A 20,406-nucleotide genomic window follows, 5' to 3' on the forward strand; every position below is an offset into this window, starting at 1 on the left:
GAAGGGTGTTGCCTGTATTACTTGAAGGTGTACTTGGCACCGACGGTGAAGTAGCGACCGATGGCACCACTGAAGTGCAGCGGGTTGTAGTTGACACCGCCGTAGGTGGACGGATCCAGCGGCGCGATGCGATCGAACACGTTCTGCACCGAGGCGTTCAACTCGAAGGCTTCAGTGATGTTCCAGCGGCCCGACAGGTCGAAGGTGGTGAACGAGGAGATCTTCTTGACGTCCGTTCCGTCTGCATACGCGAACAGATAGGAGCCGTTCGGACCACGGAAGTCCTTGTTGTCCATCTTCGAGATGTAGTTGGCAACGCCGCTGACGCTCCACGGACCCTGCCTCCAGGTGGTGCCGAAGTTGATGCGGTCCTTCGGGGTGCCGATGCAGTTGGTCACGTCGCAGTTGCCGTGAGTACCCGCGTAGTCAACCGTCACGTCGGCATCGGTGCGCTCGAACTTGAGCACATGGCTCCACTGCAGGTCCATCTCCAGCTGGCCCGGGCCGATGTCGAAGGTCTGGCGGATATCGGTATCGATACCCCGGACCCGGGTCGATGCGGCATTGATGTACTGCGTGTTGACGGCCAGGATGCTGCCGGTGCCGGGCACGCCGTTGAGCAGGTTGCTGTCACGCAGTACGTTGCCGGCGGCAATGGCTTCGGAGGTGCTGCCCTGGGCGATTTCGTTGGTGCGCTTGATCTGCCAGGCATCGATGGTCAGCGAAGTCGTGGACGTCGGCTGCAGGACGATACCCACCGAGTAGCTCTTGGATTCTTCCGGCTTCAGGTCCTTGTTCGGGCGGGTGATGATGGCGACCGGCAGGGCGCCACAGTCGTCGTCGTTCGCACCTGGTGCGGGGTTGCCGCCTGGGCAACGTACCGGATCGGACGCGTTGGAGAAGGCGGCCAGGCCACCATCTCCGTTCTCGGCCGGGTTCGGTGCACGGAAGCCTTCGGCGTAGCTGCCACGCAGTGCGATCCAGTCGGCCGGGGTCCACTTGATGCCGATCTTCGGTGTCGCCTTGCCTTCACCGCTCTCGTACTTGTCGTAGCGAACCGCACCGGACAGTTCCAGGGTTTCCAGCACGGGCGCAGACAGCTCAACGTAGCCGGCGTACACGTTCTGGGTGCCGTCGTAGGCCGAGTAGCCCAGACCGATGATCTGGCCTTGGTCGGTATAGGTCTGCGGGGTCAGGCTGTTGCTGGTCTTGCGCCATTCGGTACCCAGTGCCAGGCCCAGCGGGCCACCCTTCAGGTCCATCAGGCTGCGCGACACGGTGAAGTCGAACATGTCCAGGCTGGACTTGGCGCGGGCGCTGATATCCGGCGAGATGAAGTCGTACAACGCCTGCGAGTTCATGCCCGCGTTGTCACCGATGCGCCAAACACCACCGGCGCAGTTCGGGTTGGCCAATGCGCAACGTACGTTGTCGTAGTTGAGGAAGCCGGTGCGCTTGTTGACCAGATCAGTGCCCGAGTGCAGATAGGCGGTGTCGTAACTCCAGTCGCCCCAGTTGCCCTTGACGCCGACCAGGAAGCGGGTGAACTCATTGGTGTTGTTGGTCACGCGGGGACCGACATCCCACGCCGAATAACGCAGGCGCGAGGCCTGGCCGGGAATGGGATTGTCAGGATGATTCGGGCCCAGCACCACTGCGCCCGGGCCACTGTTGCCGTTGACCGGGCCTTCGGGGAAGCCCCAGCTGCCGGATACGCCGGACGGGGTGTTGCTGAAGGTGGTCTCTTTCTTCGAGTAGCCGATTTCGGTGTAGATCTCGCCACCTTCACCAAATGCGAAGCTGGCACGGCCAAACACGTTGACGTACTTCTCTTCCGGGGTCAGATCGCGATACAGCTGGTTCGGATCCCACAGGCAGCCCTGCGCCTGTGCAGTAGCCTCGGTCTGGCCGGGAATGGTGGTCAGGCCAGCACAGCCCGGCAATGCGACCAGGAAGGCAGGATTGTCCTTGGTCACATTGCGATCGTCATACACCGAACCGTTCGGACCAACACCGCCGCGGGTCTTGCCGCTGAGGAAGGCGCCGCCGAGGAACTGGGCGTTGTTGCCATAGCCCCACGGGCGGGTATCGCCGGTACCGATCCACTTGCGGTTCTTGCGATCACTGATCTTGATCGCGTCGGTCTTTGCCACATCCAGGCTGAAGAAGGCATTCCAGCCGTCGGTGGCCAGATCGCCGGTACCGGCGGTCAGGGTCGCCTTCTTCGCGTCGCCATCGCTGTCGCCGGACAGGCCGTAAGAGGCGCGAAGGATCGCGCCCTGGAAATCGCTGCGCAGGATGATGTTGACCACGCCGGCGATGGCGTCGGAGCCATAGATCGCCGAGGCGCCGTCCTTCAGCACTTCCACGCGTTCGACGGCGTCGAGCGGGATGGTGCTCAGGTCGGTGAAGACCTTCTGGCCGTCATCGGCCAGGCCGTAGGTGGCCATGCGGCGGCCATTCAACAGGACAAGGGTCGAACCCGCGCCCAAGCCGCGCAGCGAGATGCCGGCACCACCGCCGGCAAAGCCGTTGCCGAAGGTCTTGGGAATGGAGCCGGAACCGTCGGCGGTCAGTGTCTGCAGGTACTCGGCAACCGTGGTCTTGCCCGTACGGTCGATTTCCTGGCGGGTCACCACCTGCACCGGGGACGGTGTTTCAGTGTTGGTGCGCGGGATGTTCGAACCGGTGACCGTGATGCGGTCCAGGTTGGTGGCCTTTTCCTGCGCGAACGCGGAGGTGGAAGCCACGGCGCCAACCAGCAGCAGCGTGCCGCCGGTAAGGATATGGGTGATGGACGATGCCAGGGTGGTGCGGCGGCGGCTGGCGGGCCGTTGGATCAGGTGTTTCACAGCTTCTCTCCTAACTGGAAAACCGTAGCGTTGAGGGCTGTCTCCGGAAGATTCCGGGACGGACCAATCTAGGTTTCCGGCAGGTGACGAAGTCGTGAATTTTTGCTTAATCAATAACAGTTGATCCTGTTCCGTCCGTACCCGCCCGGACGGAAGCGCCGGCCCGGCAAGCAGCCGGGCCGGCGATCACCTCAGTCCGGCAGCGAGAACTGCACCGGCACCATGCCGATGGCCGGCACGGCCACGCCATCACGCTGGGCCGGCTCGAAGCGCCAGTGCCTGAGCACCTGTTGGCGTGCGGCCTGGTCCAGGCTGCGCGAGCCACTGCTGCGCTCGATGCTGACCACCGCCGGCTGCCCGTGGGAGTCCACCTCTACCCGCAACAGCACCGTCCCCTGCTCGCGGTTGCGCAGTGCCGCCAGCGGGTAGGCCGGCGGCGGGGCGCTGCGGTACTGCAGCTGGGCGCCGGCCAGAGGCGTGGAGGTATCGATGCTCGGTGCCAGCTGGGGCGGGGCCGGTTCGGCGGCCGGCAGTGCGATGCCCTGGGTCTCCTCCACGGTCGCGGTGGGTGCAGGCAGTGGCGGTGCTACCGGCTGCGTCCGGGGTTTCGGCACCACCTGGACGATCTCTTTCGGCGGGATCGGAACCGGCGGCGTGGGCGGTGGCGGGATCTTCTCGATCAGCCTGACCGCAGTCTTGTCACGCGGAACCTGCACGGCCTGGTAGGTCGCCGGGATCAGCAGCAACAGGAAGGCCAGCAGATGCAGGGCGATGGCCGCGCTCCAGGCGGCAACGCGGGCGGGGTCGAAGTGCGGGGATGCAACGGGATACGTACGAACCATGGTCCACCTCCATGCCAGTGACGAAGTCCTCAACGCACCAGGGCCCGTGGCGGGGTTGCCGCACGCGGCTGGCAGTCCATCAGTAGCGCGACAGGGCAGCCACTGCCTAGAGGCAGGGGGGCGATCGTTGGGCTGGCCTTCAGCCAACGCCGGCTACGGGCATGAAAAAGGCGGATCCCCTGCGGGATCCGCCTTTGTCGGCAATGGCGAACGGGATCAGCGACCCAGTTCGAACACCACGTCCAGGTTGACCGAGACGGTCGATTCACCCGGTGCGACCGGGGTGGCCTTGTCCATCGCCGCGCCGGCCGACATGGCCCGCATCATCGGCATCGGGCGGTAGCCGCCGCCAGCGTTCTCGGAAATGCTGACGATGCGGCGCACCTGCAAGCCCAGCGACTTCGCATAGGTCTGGGCGCGGGCCTGGGCCTTCTTCAGTGCAGCCAGGCGCGCTTCGTCGTAGACCGGTTCCGGCTGGTCGATCTCGAAGCTGGGGCCGTTGATCTGGTTGGCGCCCTGCGCAGCCAGTGCGTCCAGCACCTTGCCCAGCTTGGCGATGTCGCGCACCTTCAGGCTGACCGTGTTGCTGGCCTGGTAGCCGGTGATCTTCGGTGCTTCGTTGTCGGCATAGCGGTACTGCGGGTTGAGGCTGACGCCACTGGTCTGCACGTCGCGCTCGGCGATGCCGGCGGCCTTGATCGCGGCCAGTACCTTGTCCATCTGCTGGGCGTTCTGGCGCATGGCGCTGTTGCCATCGGCGGCCTGGGTGACCACACCGGCCGACAGGGTGGCCACGTCCGGCACGCGGGTCGCCTCGGCATTGGCCGAGATGTTCAGCAGGGTGCCTTCGGCCGGGGCGGCGATCGACGGCGACGACGGGGCAGCATGGGCGGTCATCGAGGTTCCAAGGGCGAGGGACAGGGCGAGCAGCAGCGGGGTGGCGGTCAGGCGCATGGAGAACTCCTTGTTGTGCCGTTGAGGGTGGTGTCGTAGCGATGAACGCGCTGTGAGCCCGTTCGGGGTTGCGCACGTTCCGGGACGGGTTGCCGACGATTCAGGTGGCGGCCTCAGGTTATGCTGTGCCGATGCTCTATCTTGCTTCCCGCTCCCCCCGACGCAACCAGCTGCTGGCCCGACTCGGACGCCCCTTCCAGGCCCTGGACCTGGAGGTCGTCGAGCAGCGCGCGCCCGCTGAAAGCGCCGAACAGTATGTCTGCCGGGTCGCCGCCGACAAGGCGCGCGCCGGGCTGGCCCGGGTGCTGGCCGATGACCCGCAGGCGCGCGTGCTCGGCTCGGACACCGAGGTGGTGCTGGATGGTGACGTGTTCGGAAAGCCCACTGACGCCGCCGATGCGCGGGCGATGCTGGCGCGCCTTGCCGGGCGTACCCATCAGGTGATGACCGCCGTGGTGGTGGTCGGCGCGGACGGGCTGGACAGCGAACTGGTCATTTCCGAAGTGACCTTCGCCCCGATCGACGCTGCCGACATCGCCGCCTACGTGGCCACCGGCGAGCCGTTGGACAAGGCCGGGGCCTACGCCATCCAGGGCGGGGCCGAGCGCTGGATCGAACATCTTTCCGGCAGCTACTCCGGCGTCATGGGGCTGCCATTGCTGCATACCGATCGTCTGCTGGCGCGCTGCGGCGTGCCGGCCACAACTGCCGATGCCGCCAGGGAGGCTGCCGATGTCTGAGGAAATCCTGGTCAATGTGACCCCGCGCGAAACCCGGGTCGCGGTGATCGAGAACGGCATGCTGCAGGAACTGCACATCGAGCGCGGTTGGCGCCGGGGTGTGGTCGGCAACATCTACAAGGGCAAGGTGCAGCGGGTGATGCCCGGCATGCAGGCCGCCTTCGTCGAAGTCGGGTTGGAGCGTGCCGCGTTCCTGCATGCCAACGACGTGGTGCGGCCGGCGCCGGTGGCCAGTGCCGATACCGAGAACACCACGCTGCCGCCGCCATCCAGCGTGCCGATCGTCGAGCTGCTGCGCGACGGCCAAGACATCGTGGTGCAGGTGGTGAAGGACCCGATCGGGACCAAGGGCGCACGCCTGACCACCCAGATCAGCATTCCCTCGCGCTACATGGTGCTGCTGCCGCAATCCAAGGTCGTGGGCGTTTCCGCACGCATCGAGGATGAAACCGAGCGCGCCCGCCTGAAGGCGCTGGTGACCGAACTGTCGGCGCAGCACGGAGGCTACGGCTACATCGTGCGTACCAATGCCGAGGGCCAGCCGGCAGAGGCCATCGCCGAGGACATCGCCTACCTGTCGCGCGTTTGGAACGTGGTCGAGCGTCGTGGCCGCGAAGCGGCCTCGTGCAGCAACATCTATGAAGACCTGAGCCTGCCGCTGCGATCGGTACGCGACCTGATCCGCAAGGACGTTGACAAGGTGAAGGTGGACTCCAAGGAGACCTTCGCGCAGTTGCAGGCCTTTGTTGCCAAGTACATGCCGGTGCTGGCCGAGAAGATCGAGCTGTACAGCGGTGATCGCCCGATCTTCGACATGTTCGGGGTGGAGGACGAGATCGGCCGCGCGCTGGACAAGCAGGTGCCGCTGAAATCCGGTGGCTACCTGGTGATCGACCAGACCGAGGCGATGACCACCATCGACGTCAACACCGGTTCGTTCCTCGGCCAGCGCAACCTGGAAGAGACGGTGTTCCGCACCAACCTGGAAGCGGCACAGGCGGTGGCACGGCAGCTGCGGCTGCGCAACCTGGGCGGCATCATCATCATCGATTTCATCGACATGGACGATGCCGAGCATCGCCGCCAGGTGCTGCGCACCCTGGAAAAGGCGCTGGCCCGCGACCATGCCAAGACCACGGTGTACGACTTCTCGCCGCTGGGCCTGGTGGAGATGACCCGCAAGCGCACGGTGGAAAGCCTGGAGCGCCAGCTGTCGGAGACCTGCCCGCAGTGCAGCGGCCGCGGCAGCATCAAGACCACCGAGACGGTGACCTACGAGATCTTCCGCGAGATCACCCGTGCCGTGCGCCAGTTCGATGCCGCGCGCCTGCTGGTGATCGCGTCGACCAAGGTGGTCGCGCGCATCACCGACGAGGAATCCGCGGCGGTGGCCGAGCTGGAGGAATTCCTCGGCAAGAGCATCCGCTTCCAGGCGGACGAGCAGTACCTGCAGGAGCAATTCGATGTCGTTCTGCTCTGATCCTCGCCGGCCGCAGGCCGGCGGTGGCCGATGAGCGCGCCGCCGCGCCTGCGACTGCGAAGGATCCGCCGTCATTTCATTGCCGCCTGCGCGGTGGGCCTGGTCGGGCTTGCACTGCTGGTGGGCACCCTCAGCCAGCTGCTGCCGCTGGCCGAGCGCCATCCCGACAGGATTGCCGCCTGGCTGAGTGAACGCGCTGGCCAGCCGGTGCGTTTCGACCAGCTGCAGACCGCCTGGACCCGGCGCGGCCCGCTGCTGCAGCTCAAGGGCCTGCGCATCGGCGCCGGCCAGGGCCTGGCGATCGGCGAGGCCGAGGTGCTGGTATCGATGTACAGCGGCCTGTTGCCTGGCCGGTCGCTGACCGAGCTGCGCCTGCGTGGCCTGGCGCTCGACCTGCAGCAGGGCGAGGACGGTCGCTGGTCGGTACGCGGCCTGCCGCAGGCCGCCAATGGCGGGGACCCGCTGGATGCGCTGCGCCGGCTGGGCGAACTGCAGGTGATCGGAGGCCGCCTGGGCGTGCATGCGCCGGGGCTGGGAATCGACACCACGCTGCCACGCATCGACGTGCGCCTGAGGGTCAATGGCGACCGCCTGCGTGTAGGCGTGCGTGCCTGGGCCCAGACCGAAGCGCTGCCGTTGACGGCGGTGCTGGACGTGGACCGCGTGCGCGGCAATGGCCAGGCCTGGCTGGGCGCCGATCCGGTCGACTTCCATGCCTGGTCGCCGCTGCTGGCGGCCGGCGGTGTGCGCCTGCGCGAAGGCAAGGGCGAACTCAACCTGTGGCTGACCCTGCGCGATTTCGCGCCGGTGGCGGTGACCACCGATTCGGACCTGCGTGATGTCCGCATCGATGGCGCACCGATGCCCTCGATGGCGGCCCCGCAGCTGCAGCTGCAGCGGTTGCAGGCACGCCTGCGCTGGCAGCGCCAGGCTGATGGCTGGGCGTTGCAGGTGCCGCGCCTGCGCCTGAAAACCGAAGAGGGCGAGCAGCAGCTCGATGGCCTGCAGCTGCAGCTTGGCAAGCAGCTGCGGGTCCGTTCTGGCGAAGTGCAGGCCGGCACCGCGCTGCGTGCGCTGGCCCTGAGCGATCGTCTCGAACCGGGCCTGCGTCGCTGGCTGTTCCTGTCCAGGCCGCAGCTGGACGTGCGCGAGTTGCAGCTGGCGGGCGATCGCGATGGCCCGCTGTGGGCGCAGGGCGAACTGCAGTCGCTGGGCTTCGCCAGCGTGGGCAATTCGCCCGGCCTGCGCGGCCTGGGCGGGCGCTTCGAAGGCGACGCGGATGGCTTCAGCCTGCAGTTGCAGCCGCAACGGCAGCTGCAGTTCGATTGGCCGACCGGCTTTGGTGTGCGTCATGACCTGCATCTGGCGGGACAGGTGGTGGGCTGGCGCGACGAGGGCGGTGGTTGGCGTATCGGTACTGCGGCGATGCGCGTGGAAGGCACCGACTATGCGGCCGACGTGCGCGGCGGGGTCTGGTTCCAGGGCGACGGTACGCGGCCGTGGCTGCAGCTGGCGGCCAAGCTGGACGACGTGCCGATGACTGCGGCCAAGCGCTTCTGGATCCACTCCAAGATGAGCAAGGGCGCCACCGACTGGCTGGACATGGCGCTGGCCGGCGGCCAGGTGCGCAATGGCATCGGCCTGGTCAGTGGCGACCTGGACGACTGGCCGTTCGACAACAACGATGGCCGCTTCGAGGCCACCGGCCATATCACCAACGGTGACATCCGTTTCCAGCACGATTGGCCGTTGATGAGCCAGGTCGACGCCGATATCGCCTTCATCGGCCCCGGCTTCGACATGCATGGGCGCGGCGATCTGGCCGGTGTGGCAGTGCAGAAGTTCGAGGCGGGCATTCCGGATTTCGGGCAGCAGCCGCTGTATGTGCGCGCCGATGCGCAGAGCGAGGCGGGCAAGCTGCTGGCGATGCTGCGGCAGAGCCCGCTGCACAAGGATTATGGCGACACCCTGGACAACCTCACTGCTGCCGGCCCGGCGCATGTGACCTTCGATCTGCTGCAGCCACTCCACCACGATGAAGGTGGCGGCCACCTGCAGGGGACGGTCGATCTGGCCGGCGTGAAGCTGGTCGACAAGCGCTTCCAGCTCGCCTTCGACAACATGCAGGGGCAGGCGCGCTACAGCAATGGCGGTTTCGATGCCGAGGCGCTGTCGGTGCGCCACCTCGGCCAGGACGGTCGCCTGAGCCTGCGTGCCGGTGGCTACGTGCACGACAGCAGACTGGCCTTCGAATCGCAGCTGTCGGCCACGCTGGATGCTGGCGTGCTGATCGACCGCGCCCCGGAGATGGCCTGGCTCAAGCCCTACATCACCGGAACCTCGCCGTGGACCATCGCGGTCAGCCTGCCCAAGGTTGCTCCAGGGGCGCCTGCGCCGCCCAGCGAGCTGCGGTTGAGCTCCGATCTGGTCGGGACCCGGCTGGACCTGCCGGCGCCGCTGGACAAACCGGCTGCCGAGCCGTTGGCGACCACCGTGGCTGCACAGCTGCCGATGGGGGCCGGCCGCATCGACGTTGCGTTCGGTCAGCGCCTGGCGCTGGCCGCACGCAGCCACAACAACCAGACCGGTGTGCAGGTGACGCTGGGCAGCGACCATGTCGACCGCGAGCCGCCGCCGAGCGGATTGACCGTCAATGGCCGCAGTCCGACCCTGGACGCTCTGGAGTGGATCAGTCTGGCGCGGGGTGGCAGTGATGACGACGCCATGCCGCTGCGTGCGGTGGACGTGCAGGTCGGCCAGTTGAAGCTGATCGGTGGCGTGTTCGAGCAGACCCGGTTGCAGCTGCGCCCGGGCGCGCAGGCACTGGATGTGCGCCTGGACGGCCCGTCGCTGGCCGGGCGCCTGACCGTCCCCAATGCAGACGGCGGCACCATCAGTGGCCAGCTCGACCGCGTGCACTGGCAATCCCTGCCGGCGGCTCCGGGTGCATCGGCCGCACCGGCACGGGTACAGGCCGGCGCCAACGACATGGACCCGGCCAAGCTGCCGCCGTTCGCGCTGGACATCGCCGACCTGAAGTTCGGCAAGGTGGTGCTGGGCCAGGCGGTACTGCGTACGCGGCCGCTGGCCAATGGCCTGAACGTGGACGAGCTGCGCTTCCGTGCGCCCGACCAGGAGATCGACATCAGCGGTCGCTGGCTGGGCCGCACCGGTGGTGCCCGCACCGAGCTGACCGCACAGGTGCGCAGCGAGGACCTGGGCGGACTGATGCAGAACCTCGACTACGGCGGCCAGCTGCGTGGCGGTTCCGGCCAGGCGCAGCTGCAGGCCACGTGGAGTGGGGGGCCGTCGGACTTCCAGCTGGGCAACCTGCAGGGCCGCCTGGACCTGCACGCGCGCAACGGCCAGCTGCTGGAGCTGGAACCGGGCGCTGGCCGGGTGCTGGGCCTGCTCAGTGTCACCCAGCTGCCGCGGCGCCTGATGTTCGACTTCCGCGACTTCTTCTCCAAGGGCTTCGCGTTCAACCAGATCGACGGCAGCATGCAGTTCGGCCAGGGCATGGCACGCACCGACAAGGTGCTGATCGAAGGCCCGGCAGCCAACATCACCATCCGCGGCCAGGCCGACCTGCGCAACCAGCAGTTCGACCAGACCATCGACGTCAACCCGCGTGCAGGCAATCTGCTGACCGTGGTGGGTGCGGTCGCCGGTGGCCCGGTGGGGGCGGCGCTGGGCGCGGCCACCAATGCGGTATTGTCCAAGCCATTGGGCGAGATTGGCGCCCGTACCTACAAGGTGACCGGTCCATGGAAGGAACCGAAGGTGGAAGTGATCGAGCGCAGCCGCGACAAGGCTCCGCCACCCGTACCGGCACCGGCGCCGGCCATTCCGCCGACCATCACCGGCCTGCCGCGCTCGCGTTGAGCGCGGCTTTCCTGTTCACGGGGCTTGCCTGAGCGCCCCCGCATCCCCAGATCGAGAACCATGACTGATATCGCCCTGACGCTTGCCCAAGACCGCCTGCTGCGCCCCGGCGGCCTGGATACCGCTGGCCTGGAGCGCACCTTCGGCCAGCTGCTCGGCCCCGGTGTGGACTTCGGCGACCTTTATTTCCAGCATGCCCGCCGCGAGAGCTGGAGCGTGGAAGATGGCATCGTCAAGGACGGCGCCCATTCCATCGAGCAGGGCGTGGGCGTGCGGGCGATTTCCGGCGAGAAGACCGGCTTCGCCTACTCCGACGACATCCATGCCGATGCGCTGCTGACGGCGGCGCAGTCGGCGCGTGCGATCTCGCGTGAAGGTGGCGCCCAGTCCGGGCGGTCGCTGCTGCGCGGCAACGCGCGCGCGCTGTACCCGGCGCTGGACCCGATCGATGGCATCGGCAACGAGGCCAAGGTCGAGGTGCTCAAGCGCCTGGATGGCTACCTGCGCGCCGCCGACCCGCGCGTGAAGCAGGTGATGGTGAGCCTGTCCGGCGGCGTCGATACGGTACTTATCGCCCGCAGCGACGGTGTGCTGGGCGCTGACGTGCGCCCGCTGGTGCGCCTGAACGTGCAGGTGATCGTCGAGCACAACGGCCGCCGCGAGTCCGGCTATGCCGGCGGTGGTGGCCGCTACGGGTATGAGGAGCTGTTCGCCGACGGCCGCCCCGAGGCCTTTGCCCGCGAGGCGCTGCGCCAGGCGCTGGTGAACCTGGACGCCGTTCCGGCACCGGCCGGGGTGATGCCGGTGGTGCTTGGTCCGGGCTGGCCCGGCGTGCTGCTGCATGAAGCGGTCGGCCATGGCCTGGAAGGCGACTTCAACCGCAAGGGCACCAGCGTCTACGCGGGCCGCATCGGCGAGCGCGTTGCCGCCCCGGGCGTGACCATCGTCGATGACGGCACGCTGGACGGACGCCGTGGTTCGTTGAACATCGACGATGAGGGCCACCCGAGCCAGTGCACCACCCTGATCGAGGACGGCATCCTGGTCGGCTACATGCAGGACAGCCTCAACGCACGGCTGATGGGCATGGCGCCGACCGGCAACGGCCGCCGTGAATCATTCGCGCACCTGACCATGCCGCGCATGACCAACACCTACATGCGCGCCGGCCAGCACGACCCACAGGAAATGATCCGTTCGGTGAAGAAGGGCCTGTACGCAGTCAACTTCGGTGGCGGTCAGGTCGACATCACCAGCGGCAAGTACGTGTTCTCGGCCACTGAGGCCTACCTGATCGAGGATGGCCGCATCACCACGCCGGTGAAGGGTGCGACGCTGATCGGCAACGGTCCGGAAACCATGCAGAAGGTGCGCATGGTCGGCAACGATCTGGCCCTGGACGAGGGCGTGGGCATCTGTGGCAAGGACGGGCAGAGCGTGCCCGTGGGTGTCGGCCAGCCCTCGCTGCTGATCGAGGGCATCACGGTCGGCGGTACCCAGGCCTGAGCCGGGCGATGGCCAGCGCCACCGCCCAGGCCGGCGCGGACTCAGTCCTCGTCGGCTTCGTCGCTGTCGACGGGGTCGGCGTCTTCGGCGCTGGCCTTCAGGCCCAGTGCGGCCGGCAGCATCAGCGCGCGCAGCACCTGGAAGATTTCGCGGTAGGCGCGTGGCGGCTTGTTCCTGGCCTTTTCGGCCTGGGCATTGCGCACCAGCGTGCGCAGCTGCTGGCGGTCGGCCTGCGGGTAGTCGTCCAGCAGTGCAGCCAGCGCCTTGTCACCCTCGGCCAGCAGGCGCTCGCGCCAGTCTTCCGCGCGGTGCATCATCGCCACTTCGCGGCGGCCGGTTTCGCTGTTGGCGTCCAGCGCATCGCGGATCGCATCCAGCGTGGCGTCTTCTTCGCGGCGCATGTGCTTGGCCAGGAACGCCAGCTGGCGCTTGTGGGCGATGTGGGCGGTGATGCGCTTGCACTCGGCGATATGCGGCAGCAGGTCTTCCGGGATCGGCAGGCGTGCCAGCTGCGCCGGGGTCAACGACACCAGCTTCTCGCCCAGGGCCAGGACGTCGAGCGCGTCGCGCCGGTTCTGGCTGCGGCTCTTGTCGTGGAATTCACCGGTTTCTTCGTCGCGTCCGCGCATCGTTCCTACCTGATCTCAAAAAAAGTCGCCCGGCGTGATGCCGGGCCCAACCCGTACAGGATAAAGCATTGAACGTGATCGCCCCTGAAGTCGCTGTCGGCGACGACAGCCTGGCCCGGCTGGAACGGCTGGCCGACCTCTCCCAGCAGCTGCTCGACCGCGCCCGTGCGCTGGGCGCCAGCCAGGCCGAGGTCAGCTGCAGCGAGGATCGTGGCCTGGAGGTCAATGTCCGCCTTGGCGAGGTGGAGACCGTGCAGTCCACCCGTGACCGCGGTATCGCCGTCACCGTCTATTTCGGCCAACGCAAGGGCAGCGCCAGCACCGGCGACCTGAACGAGGCCAGCCTTGCCGCCACGGTCGAGCAGGCCTGTGCAATCGCCCGGCACACCGAAGATGACCCGGCTGCCGGCCTGGCCGAGGCCGCACTGATGGCCACCGATTTCCCGGATCTGGATGCCTGGCACCCCTGGGCGCTGCAGGCCGACGAGGCGGTGGACCTGGCCCTGGCCTGCGAGAACGCAGGCCGTGAGGCCGATGCGCAGATCCGTAATTCCGACGGCGCCTCGGTTTCGAGCATGCAGAGCCTGTCGGTGTACGCCAATTCGCATGGCTTTTTCGGCCGTGAGCGTGGCACCCATCATTCGGTGGGCTGTGCGCTGATCGCCGGCCAGGGCGATGGCATGCAGCGCGATGGCTGGTACACCAGCGCGCTGGCCCGCGAGGATCTGGAAGACGTGGGCCTGGTCGGTCGTCGTGCTGCCGAGCGCACCGTCGCCCGCCTGCAGCCTCGCTCGATGGCCACCGGCACCATGCCGGTGCTGTTCGCCCCGGAAGTAGCGCGCAGCCTGGTTGGCCACCTGCTGTCGGCGGTGTCCGGCGGTGCGCTGTACCGCCAGGCCAGCTTCCTGCTGGACAGCGTTGGCCAGCAGCTGTTCCCGGACTGGATGCAGATCGAGGAACTGCCCCACCTGCGCCGTGGCCTGCGCTCGGCCGCCTTCGACGGTGACGGCGTGGCCACGCGTGCTTCGGCCCTGGTCCGTGACGGCGTGCTGCAGCGCTATGTGCTGGGCAGCTACTCGGCACGCAAGCTGGGCCTGCAGACCACCGCCAATGCCGGTGGCGTGCACAACCTGCAGCTGGCCGCCAACGCGGGTTCCCTGCAGGACATCGCCCGGCAGATGGGCGATGGCCTGCTGGTGACCGAACTGATGGGGCAGGGCGTGAACGGGGTGACCGGCGACTACTCGCGCGGTGCCGGCGGCTTCCGCGTCGAGAATGGTGAGATCCAGTACCCGGTGGATGGCGTCACCATCGCCGGCAACCTGCGCGAGATGTTCAGCAGCATCGAAGCGGTCGGCAGCGACGTCGACCCGCGCTCGCACGTCCGGACCGGTTCGATCCTGCTGGGGCGGATGACCATCGCCGGTAATGATTGATGGCGTCGATGGCGTAAGCTATGCCCGCCTGACGCAACCAGCTTGGTGCTGGTGGGTCAAGACCACCCAATGAAAAGGAGTTTTGTCGTGAGCGAATTCGATAACGTCCCGCCGCCGCCGGCCACCACCGACGTGCCGGCCGACCAGCGCACCATGGCCCTGGCCGCGCACCTGCTGGGCATTTTCACCTGGTTCATCGGTCCGCTGATCATCTGGTTGATCAACAAGGACGACGCCAGCAAGGCTTTCGTGACCGACCAGGCCAAGGAAGCGCTGAACTTCCAGATCACCATCACCATCGCGATGCTGATCTGCATCGTGCTGACCATCGTGATCATCGGCGGCATCCTGGCCCCGATCGTCGGCATCCTGAACCTGGTGTTCTGCATCATTGCAGCGGTCAAGGCCAACAACGGTGAAGCGTACCGCTACCCGTTCGCGCTGCGCCTGGTCAAGTAAAACCAGCTGCATGCGGAACTGAAAACGCCCGGCATTGCCGGGCGTTTTTGCTTGACGGTAGCGCCGGGCCATGCCCGGCGAGCGCGCAGCGCGGCAGCATCACCACCAGCGATCAATGATCGCGTTCGACCGCCAGCGTCGCCAGCGCACGCAGTGCATCGGCCTCTTCGCCGTACCCGGCCAGGATCGCCTGCATGCGTGCCGCGAGTTCGTGCAGCTGGGCCTTCGCCCCGTCCAGGCCGAGCAGGGCGGGGAAGGTGCTCTTGTCCTGCGCCTGGTCCTTGCCGGCGGTCTTGCCCAGCTGCTCGGAACTGGCCTCGACATCGAGGATGTCATCGCGTACCTGGAAGGCCAGGCCGAGTGCGTCGGCGAAGCTGTCCAGCTGGGCCAGCTGAGGTTCGTGGGCCTGGCCGCACAGCGCGCCCATGCGCACCGCCGCACGGATCAGCGCGCCGGTCTTCAGGGCATGCATGCGGGTCAATGCCGCCAGCGTCTGCTGCTGGCCGGTGGCATCGATATCCAGCGCCTGGCCGCCGCACATGCCAGCGGCGCCGGACGCGTGGGCCAGGGTCTGCAGGCAGGCCACGCGCAGCGTGGCCGGCAGCGGTGCATCGGCCAGCAGGCCGAAGGCACGGGTCTGAAGCGCGTCGCCTGCCAGAATCGCGGTGGCTTCATCGAAGGCGATGTGGGTGGTCGGCTTGCCGCGACGCAGCGCGTCGTCATCCATCGCCGGCAGGTCGTCATGCACCAGCGAGTAGGCGTGGATGAGTTCGACGGACATGGCGGCCGCATCCAGGCTTTCCGGCTGCGCACCGAACAGGTGGCCACTGGCGTAGACCAGCAGCGGGCGCATGCGTTTGCCACCGCCCAGCACCGAATAGCGCATGGCCTGGTGCAGGCGCTGCGGCGCTTCGGCAGGCGAGGGCAGCGCGGCGTCGAGCTGGCTTTCGATACGGTCGCGCCAGCGCGCGAACAGAACCTCAGCCGTCATGGCTGGGCGGATCGAAAGGCTCGGATGCTTCCGGCTGCGCCGGATCGCTGAGCAGGCGCACGCGCAGCTCGGCCTGCTCCAGCGCCTGCTGGCACTGGCGATACAGACCGACGCCACGTTCGTAAGCACTGAGCGAAGCTTCCAGGCTCAGCTCGCCGGTTTCCATCTGCTCCACCAGCTGCTCCAGCGATTCGAGCGACTGCTCGAACTGGGCGACCGGGGAGGCGTTTTCGGGGGACTTCTTGGCCATGCGGCAAGTGTGGACGGGCCGCGCGCGGGGGTCAATTCACCAGCCGCCCGGGCGCCACTGCAACTGTGCGCCATGCGCCTGCAACCAGGCCTGCAGCGGTGCGGCGATGACCACGTCGGCGGCGGCCAGCAACTGCGGGCCATCAAAGATCAGCGGCAGCTGCGCGCGTCGCCAGGGGGCGAGGTGTTCGCGTTGCAGGCAGTCCTTCAACGCGTGCGAATGCTGGCGACCGGGCAGCAGAATGCGCTCACCGCCCACGCGTGCACGGACCTGCAGCGGGCGTTCGAAGGCCGGGGTGCCCTGCAGGCGCAGCTGTCCGCCATCGGGCAGTGCCAGCGGTGCGCGTCCATCCCATTCGGCCTGCCACTCGGGGGGAAGCGCAGGCAGCCGGGCCGGCAGCAGATAAGCGTGGTCGCGCCATTGCTGGATCGCGTGATCGTGCCAACTCACCCGGGCCTTGCGATCGTTGTCGGCCGGCAGCAGTTCGTCCAGCGCCTGCTGCAGCACCGTGGCCGGCAGCGGTGCCGCATCGTGGCCCACCACCCAGGCACGCAGCACGCGTGCGGCGCGACCCGGTGAGACCTGGCGCAGCAGCTGTAGCGACAGCACACGTGGAGCGACTTCCAGGTGCGCGATCAGCTCGGCGTCTTCCTCGTCAAGCAGTTCGCGGGTCTGCCCGCAGTGCGTTGCGCTGCCCGCCATCGCCGCAGCGGCATGCGGCCAGCGCTGGCGCAACAGTGGCAGTACCTGCAGGCGCAGGAAGTTGCGATCGGCGTGGTCGTCGGCGTTGCTGGGGTCTTCGATCCAGTGCAGTGCATGCTGGCGGGCGTAGTCGAGGAGTGCACTGCGTGGCACTGCCAGCAGCGGTCGCCATAGAGGCTTTTCGCCAAGGCGGCTGTGCGTGGACATCGCCGCCAGGCCATCGACGCCGGAAGCGCGCAGGGCGCGCAACAGGAAGGTCTCGGCCTGGTCGTCCTGGTGCTGTGCCAGCGCCAGGGTTTCGCCGTCGCGCAGTTCGGCCGCGAACGCGGCGCGTCGTGCCAGTCGCGCGGCACCCTCGGTGCCCAGGCCTGTGCCGTTCTCGACCTGCACGCGGTGCACGGCCAGTTCGATGCCCCAGGCGTCGCATTGCTGCTGGCAGTGCGGCACCCAGTCATCTGCATCGGGCTGCAGCCCGTGGTGCACGTGCACCGCGCGCAGCGCCGTGCCGGAAGCTTGCGCGCAGCACCACAGCCAATGCAGCAGCACGGTGGAGTCGACACCACCGCTGTAGCCCACCAGCAGCGGCGCATCCAGCGGAACGAGGGCAGGGAAGGCAGTCACGGTGGCAAGTATAGGGTTGCTCGGCAGGGCTGCGCCCTGCACCCGCAGACGCGCAAGCAACGGCAACGGCCGAAGCAACAGCAGAAGCGGGTTTCCTGAGGGTTGGCGGGGTGGGCCCGGTTGCGGGGGCCGCTGCAAGTCCCCCTCCGGGGCCCGGCCCAGCCGCTGGCGGCTGTGCGTTCGGGCGCTTGCGAAGCCGTGCTTCGCAAGCAAAGCGCCCTCACCCATGTAAGCTCGGTCGCCGCTTGCTCGTGTGCGCAGTCCTGCGCACACGGCAAGACCGGGGTTGGGCATCCTGCCCAACCCGCCCGAGGCATGCCTCGGGCCCATGCGGCTCACGCCCCCGCAACCGGACCCACCCCGCCTTCGACAGAATGCCGCGATCTGCCAGAACGGCGTCGTGCACCGCTTTGGTAGGTGTCGACCTTGGTCGACACAGTAGATCCACGCCATGCGTGGATGACTCATTCGATATCTGACAGATGTGTCGACCAAGGTCGACACCTACCAACAGCCGCGGAGATCTGTCAGAGGCGGGGCACTGTGGGTTTGCGGGGTGTGAGCCGCATGGATGCGGCGATCAAGGCTACATGGACGTACTTGCGCCGTCCCCGCAAACCCACAGTGCCCCGCCATCCCACGGAATGCACGCTGTTGCTTCGGCCGTTGCCGTTGCGTCTGCAGGTGCAGGGCGCAGCCCTGCCGAAAACCCTACTTTACCCGACGACCCGAACGGTCGATGCGGAACCGCTCTCCGCCTTCCATCGGCGTGTGGCCATCGGCATCCGGCGTGCCGCGCCGGCAGCCATTGCAGACTTCGGCCACGCCATCCTGGAACGGCCAACCGAAATCGAACGTGCCGGGCACCACCTGGCGGAACTTCAGATCGAAGTAGGCCACGCGGTTGCCTACGCGGGCGCGCAGCAGGCCTTCCTGCGGCGTTTCCGGGCCGTTGTCCCAGGTCAGCACCGGCAGGCTGCGGCCCTTGCGGTTGACGTAGTGGAAACCCTGATCGGCGTACACCACGGCCAGGCCATGGTCGTCGTAGTTCAGGTCCTTCAACGTGTCGGCACTGATCTTCGGCCGGTGATCGACCACCTCGCAGTTGGGCAGCGGCCACAACCCGTGTTCGTCGGTCAGCAGCTTGCACGCCGGTGCCTGTGCCGCTGCATTGGCACTGACCAGCACGCCAAGCAGGACCAGCGACCGCGCGAAGCGGCCGCTGGCAGGGGCAGGGTGGGCCTGCCTCACGATCACTTGGCCTCGGCCTTGCGCTCGAATGCGGTCGGCGCCGGCAGCTGTACCGGCACGCCCTTGTCATCGCAGGTGCCGGCCTGGCACAGGCGCTCGCGCAGGGCCGGGGTGGCCTGCACGATCATGTGGTAGATCGCGTTCTGTTCCAGCGTGCCGCGGATCGCCTTGCTGCCCGGGCCGCGTGCCCAGATACCGACGTCTTCGCCGCCGTGCGACTCGGACTTCATCGGCACCAGTGCTTCCTGCATGTAGTCCGGATGCTCGGTGTCGACCTCGCGCAGGTTCGGGCGGCCGTTGGCCGGTTCGAAGCTGCTCGGGTTGTGCGGGTAACGCTTCGGACCGGCCGGCTGCTGGTTGCTGCTGCCGGTATGGCCCGGGCCATTGGCGTAGCTCAGGGTGGTGTACGGCTGGCCGGTGCCGTCCAGCGCGTAGTCGAGCTTGCCGGCGCCATCTTCGCCGCCCTTGTCCTTCACCTTGCCCAGGATCGGGTTGCCGCGCGCCGGGTAGCCGACGAAGTTCAGGGTGTGCGAGTGGTCGGCGGTGACAATGATCAGGGTGTCATCGGCCGAAGTCAGTTCGTTGGCCACGCGCACCGCGTCGGACAGGGCCACGGTCTCGGTCAGAGCCCGGTAGGCGTTGCCGCTGTGGTTGGCGTGGTCGATGCGCGCGCCTTCGATCATCAGCACGTAGCCTTCCTGGTGCTTGGCCAGGTTCTTGATGGCTGCCGCCGTCAGTTCGGCCAGGCTCGGCTCACCGCCCGGATCCTGCGGGCGCTCGTACTCGTAGCGCATGTGGTCCGGCTCGAACAGGCCAAGAATGGCCGGAGCGTTGGCGGCGGCGGCCAGCTGCTTGCTGTTCCACACGTAGGCACCCTGCGGGTGCGCCTGCTGCCATTCCTGCACCAGGCTGCGGCCATCCAGGCGCTGGCCGACCTTGTCGTCGTATTCCGGATCGCGTTCTTCCACGGTGGTGAATTCACCGCGACCGCCGCCGAGGGCGACCAGCGGGCCACGGCCATAGCGCGAGGTGGACAACAGCTGCTGGGCGATGTCCTTGCAGCCGGCGGCCTTCGCGGCTTCGGTCAGGTCGGTGTCGTTTTCCCAGTTGCGCTCGGGCGAGTGCGCGTAGGTGGCGGCCGGAGTGGCATGGGTCAGGCGTGCGGTGGACACCACACCGGTGGCCAGGCCGGCGCTGTCGGCCAGCTGCAGCCAGGTCAGCAGGCCCTTGGACAGGCTGTCGGCGCAGTCGGTGCGGCTGCCGGCGCTGACGCCGATCGCGCCCATGTGGGTCTTCACGCCGGTGGTGATGGCGGTCATGGTGCCGGCCGAATCCGGGGTCTGCGAATCGGTGTTGTAGGTCTTGCTGAACGCCGTGGCCGGGAAGCGCTCCCAGGACAGCAGGTTCTCTTCACCCGAGCCGCCCTTCTGCTGGCCTTCGTAGATGCGCGAGGCGGCCACCGTGGTCAGGCTCATGCCGTCGCCGAGGAACAGGATGACGTTCTTGGCCTTGCCGGACATCGCGCCGTTGGCGGCGGCCTGGGCGGCGCCGCTGCGGTACCACCACTGCGGGGTCTCGCCGGCCGGATGGGCAACGGGGTCGACGGCGACCTTCAGGCCGGCCGGGGCGGACGCGGGGGTGGTGCTGGCGCAGGCGCCCAGCAGCAGGGTGGTGGCGCAGGCGGCCAACAGGGAGACGGAACGGCGCATGGACGCTGGGATCTCACAAACTGTAACGGGACGTTCATTATGCCCGCCCTCGCAAGGCACGCCGATGACACACTGATTTGCCGGCCGGGCGGTCGTTCC

The 20,406-nt window shown here is 67.6% G+C and carries 15 protein-coding genes; 6 read left to right on the forward strand and 9 right to left on the reverse strand.

Annotated elements, in window-relative coordinates:
• Positions 1 to 17 precede the first annotated feature (17 nt).
• From ACX9OT_RS05230 to ACX9OT_RS05240, 3 genes are all read right to left on the reverse strand, one after another.
• Positions 18 to 2,852: a TonB-dependent receptor gene (locus tag ACX9OT_RS05230; protein ID WP_459001285.1), complete on the reverse strand. Its 2,835-nt coding sequence runs from the start codon at positions 2,850 to 2,852 to the stop codon at positions 18 to 20.
• Between the two features lie 191 nt (positions 2,853 to 3,043).
• Positions 3,044 to 3,694, reverse strand: coding sequence for an energy transducer TonB (locus ACX9OT_RS05235; protein WP_071228714.1), 651 nt, complete (start codon positions 3,692 to 3,694; stop codon positions 3,044 to 3,046).
• 216 nt (positions 3,695 to 3,910) lie between these two features.
• Positions 3,911 to 4,648, reverse strand: a complete 738-nt coding sequence (locus ACX9OT_RS05240; RefSeq protein WP_006382138.1) for an SIMPL domain-containing protein — start codon at positions 4,646 to 4,648, stop codon at positions 3,911 to 3,913.
• A 131-nt stretch (positions 4,649 to 4,779) separates the two neighbouring features.
• Here ACX9OT_RS05240 and ACX9OT_RS05245 point away from each other — a divergent pair, with 131 nt between their 5' ends.
• Genes ACX9OT_RS05245 through tldD form a run of 4 tightly spaced genes read left to right on the forward strand, consistent with a single transcriptional unit; the run spans position 4,780 to position 12,259 of the window.
• A complete protein-coding gene (locus ACX9OT_RS05245; protein ID WP_032128990.1) occupies positions 4,780 to 5,388 on the forward strand; it encodes a Maf family nucleotide pyrophosphatase in 609 nt (202 codons plus the stop codon).
• Positions 5,381 to 6,868 carry a ribonuclease G gene (gene rng, locus ACX9OT_RS05250; protein WP_010482960.1) on the forward strand — a complete coding sequence of 496 codons (1,488 nt, stop codon included), beginning with the start codon at positions 5,381 to 5,383 and terminating at the stop codon, positions 6,866 to 6,868. The genes ACX9OT_RS05245 and rng overlap by 8 nt, the downstream gene beginning before the upstream one ends.
• 30 nt (positions 6,869 to 6,898) lie before the next feature.
• Positions 6,899 to 10,753 (forward strand): YhdP family protein, encoded by a 3,855-nt coding sequence (locus ACX9OT_RS05255; RefSeq protein WP_459001288.1) that lies wholly within the window; start codon positions 6,899 to 6,901, stop codon positions 10,751 to 10,753.
• 60 nt (positions 10,754 to 10,813) lie between these two features.
• Positions 10,814 to 12,259 (forward strand): metalloprotease TldD, encoded by a 1,446-nt coding sequence (gene tldD / locus ACX9OT_RS05260; protein WP_049398683.1) that lies wholly within the window; start codon positions 10,814 to 10,816, stop codon positions 12,257 to 12,259.
• Positions 12,260 to 12,300: 41 nt separating this feature from the next.
• Here the strand turns inward: tldD and yjgA are convergent, their stop codons facing one another.
• Positions 12,301 to 12,888, reverse strand: a complete 588-nt coding sequence (gene yjgA / locus ACX9OT_RS05265) for a ribosome biogenesis factor YjgA (RefSeq protein WP_049398682.1) — start codon at positions 12,886 to 12,888, stop codon at positions 12,301 to 12,303.
• Between the two features lie 68 nt (positions 12,889 to 12,956).
• Here yjgA and pmbA point away from each other — a divergent pair, with 68 nt between their 5' ends.
• Together pmbA and ACX9OT_RS05275 are read left to right on the forward strand one after the other, a co-directional pair.
• Entirely contained in the window at positions 12,957 to 14,324 is a 1,368-nt protein-coding gene (gene pmbA, locus ACX9OT_RS05270) for a metalloprotease PmbA (protein ID WP_201117027.1), read from the forward strand.
• Between the two features lie 87 nt (positions 14,325 to 14,411).
• Positions 14,412 to 14,783 (forward strand): DUF4870 domain-containing protein, encoded by a 372-nt coding sequence (locus ACX9OT_RS05275; protein WP_071228717.1) that lies wholly within the window; start codon positions 14,412 to 14,414, stop codon positions 14,781 to 14,783.
• 112 nt (positions 14,784 to 14,895) lie between these two features.
• Here the strand turns inward: ACX9OT_RS05275 and ACX9OT_RS05280 are convergent, their stop codons facing one another.
• The 5 genes from ACX9OT_RS05280 to ACX9OT_RS05300 all read right to left on the reverse strand — a co-directional run bounded on the left by ACX9OT_RS05280 (position 14,896) and on the right by ACX9OT_RS05300 (position 20,307).
• Complete coding sequence (locus ACX9OT_RS05280) at positions 14,896 to 15,774, reverse strand: polyprenyl synthetase family protein (RefSeq protein WP_049462723.1); 879 nt, start codon at positions 15,772 to 15,774, stop codon at positions 14,896 to 14,898.
• A complete protein-coding gene (locus ACX9OT_RS05285) occupies positions 15,764 to 16,024 on the reverse strand; it encodes an exodeoxyribonuclease VII small subunit (RefSeq protein WP_005410522.1) in 261 nt (86 codons plus the stop codon). The genes ACX9OT_RS05280 and ACX9OT_RS05285 overlap by 11 nt, the downstream gene beginning before the upstream one ends.
• A gap of 36 nt (positions 16,025 to 16,060) precedes the next feature.
• A complete protein-coding gene (gene tilS, locus ACX9OT_RS05290) occupies positions 16,061 to 17,347 on the reverse strand; it encodes a tRNA lysidine(34) synthetase TilS (protein WP_459001292.1) in 1,287 nt (428 codons plus the stop codon).
• A gap of 711 nt (positions 17,348 to 18,058) precedes the next feature.
• A complete protein-coding gene (locus tag ACX9OT_RS05295) occupies positions 18,059 to 18,604 on the reverse strand; it encodes a WG repeat-containing protein (protein ID WP_032128996.1) in 546 nt (181 codons plus the stop codon).
• Positions 18,601 to 20,307, reverse strand: coding sequence for an alkaline phosphatase (locus tag ACX9OT_RS05300; protein ID WP_032128997.1), 1,707 nt, complete (start codon positions 20,305 to 20,307; stop codon positions 18,601 to 18,603). Before ACX9OT_RS05300 ends, ACX9OT_RS05295 begins: the two co-directional genes overlap by 4 nt.
• Between the last annotated feature and the right edge of the window lie 99 nt (positions 20,308 to 20,406).

It is taken from the genome of Stenotrophomonas genospecies 3 (assembly GCF_054473855.1).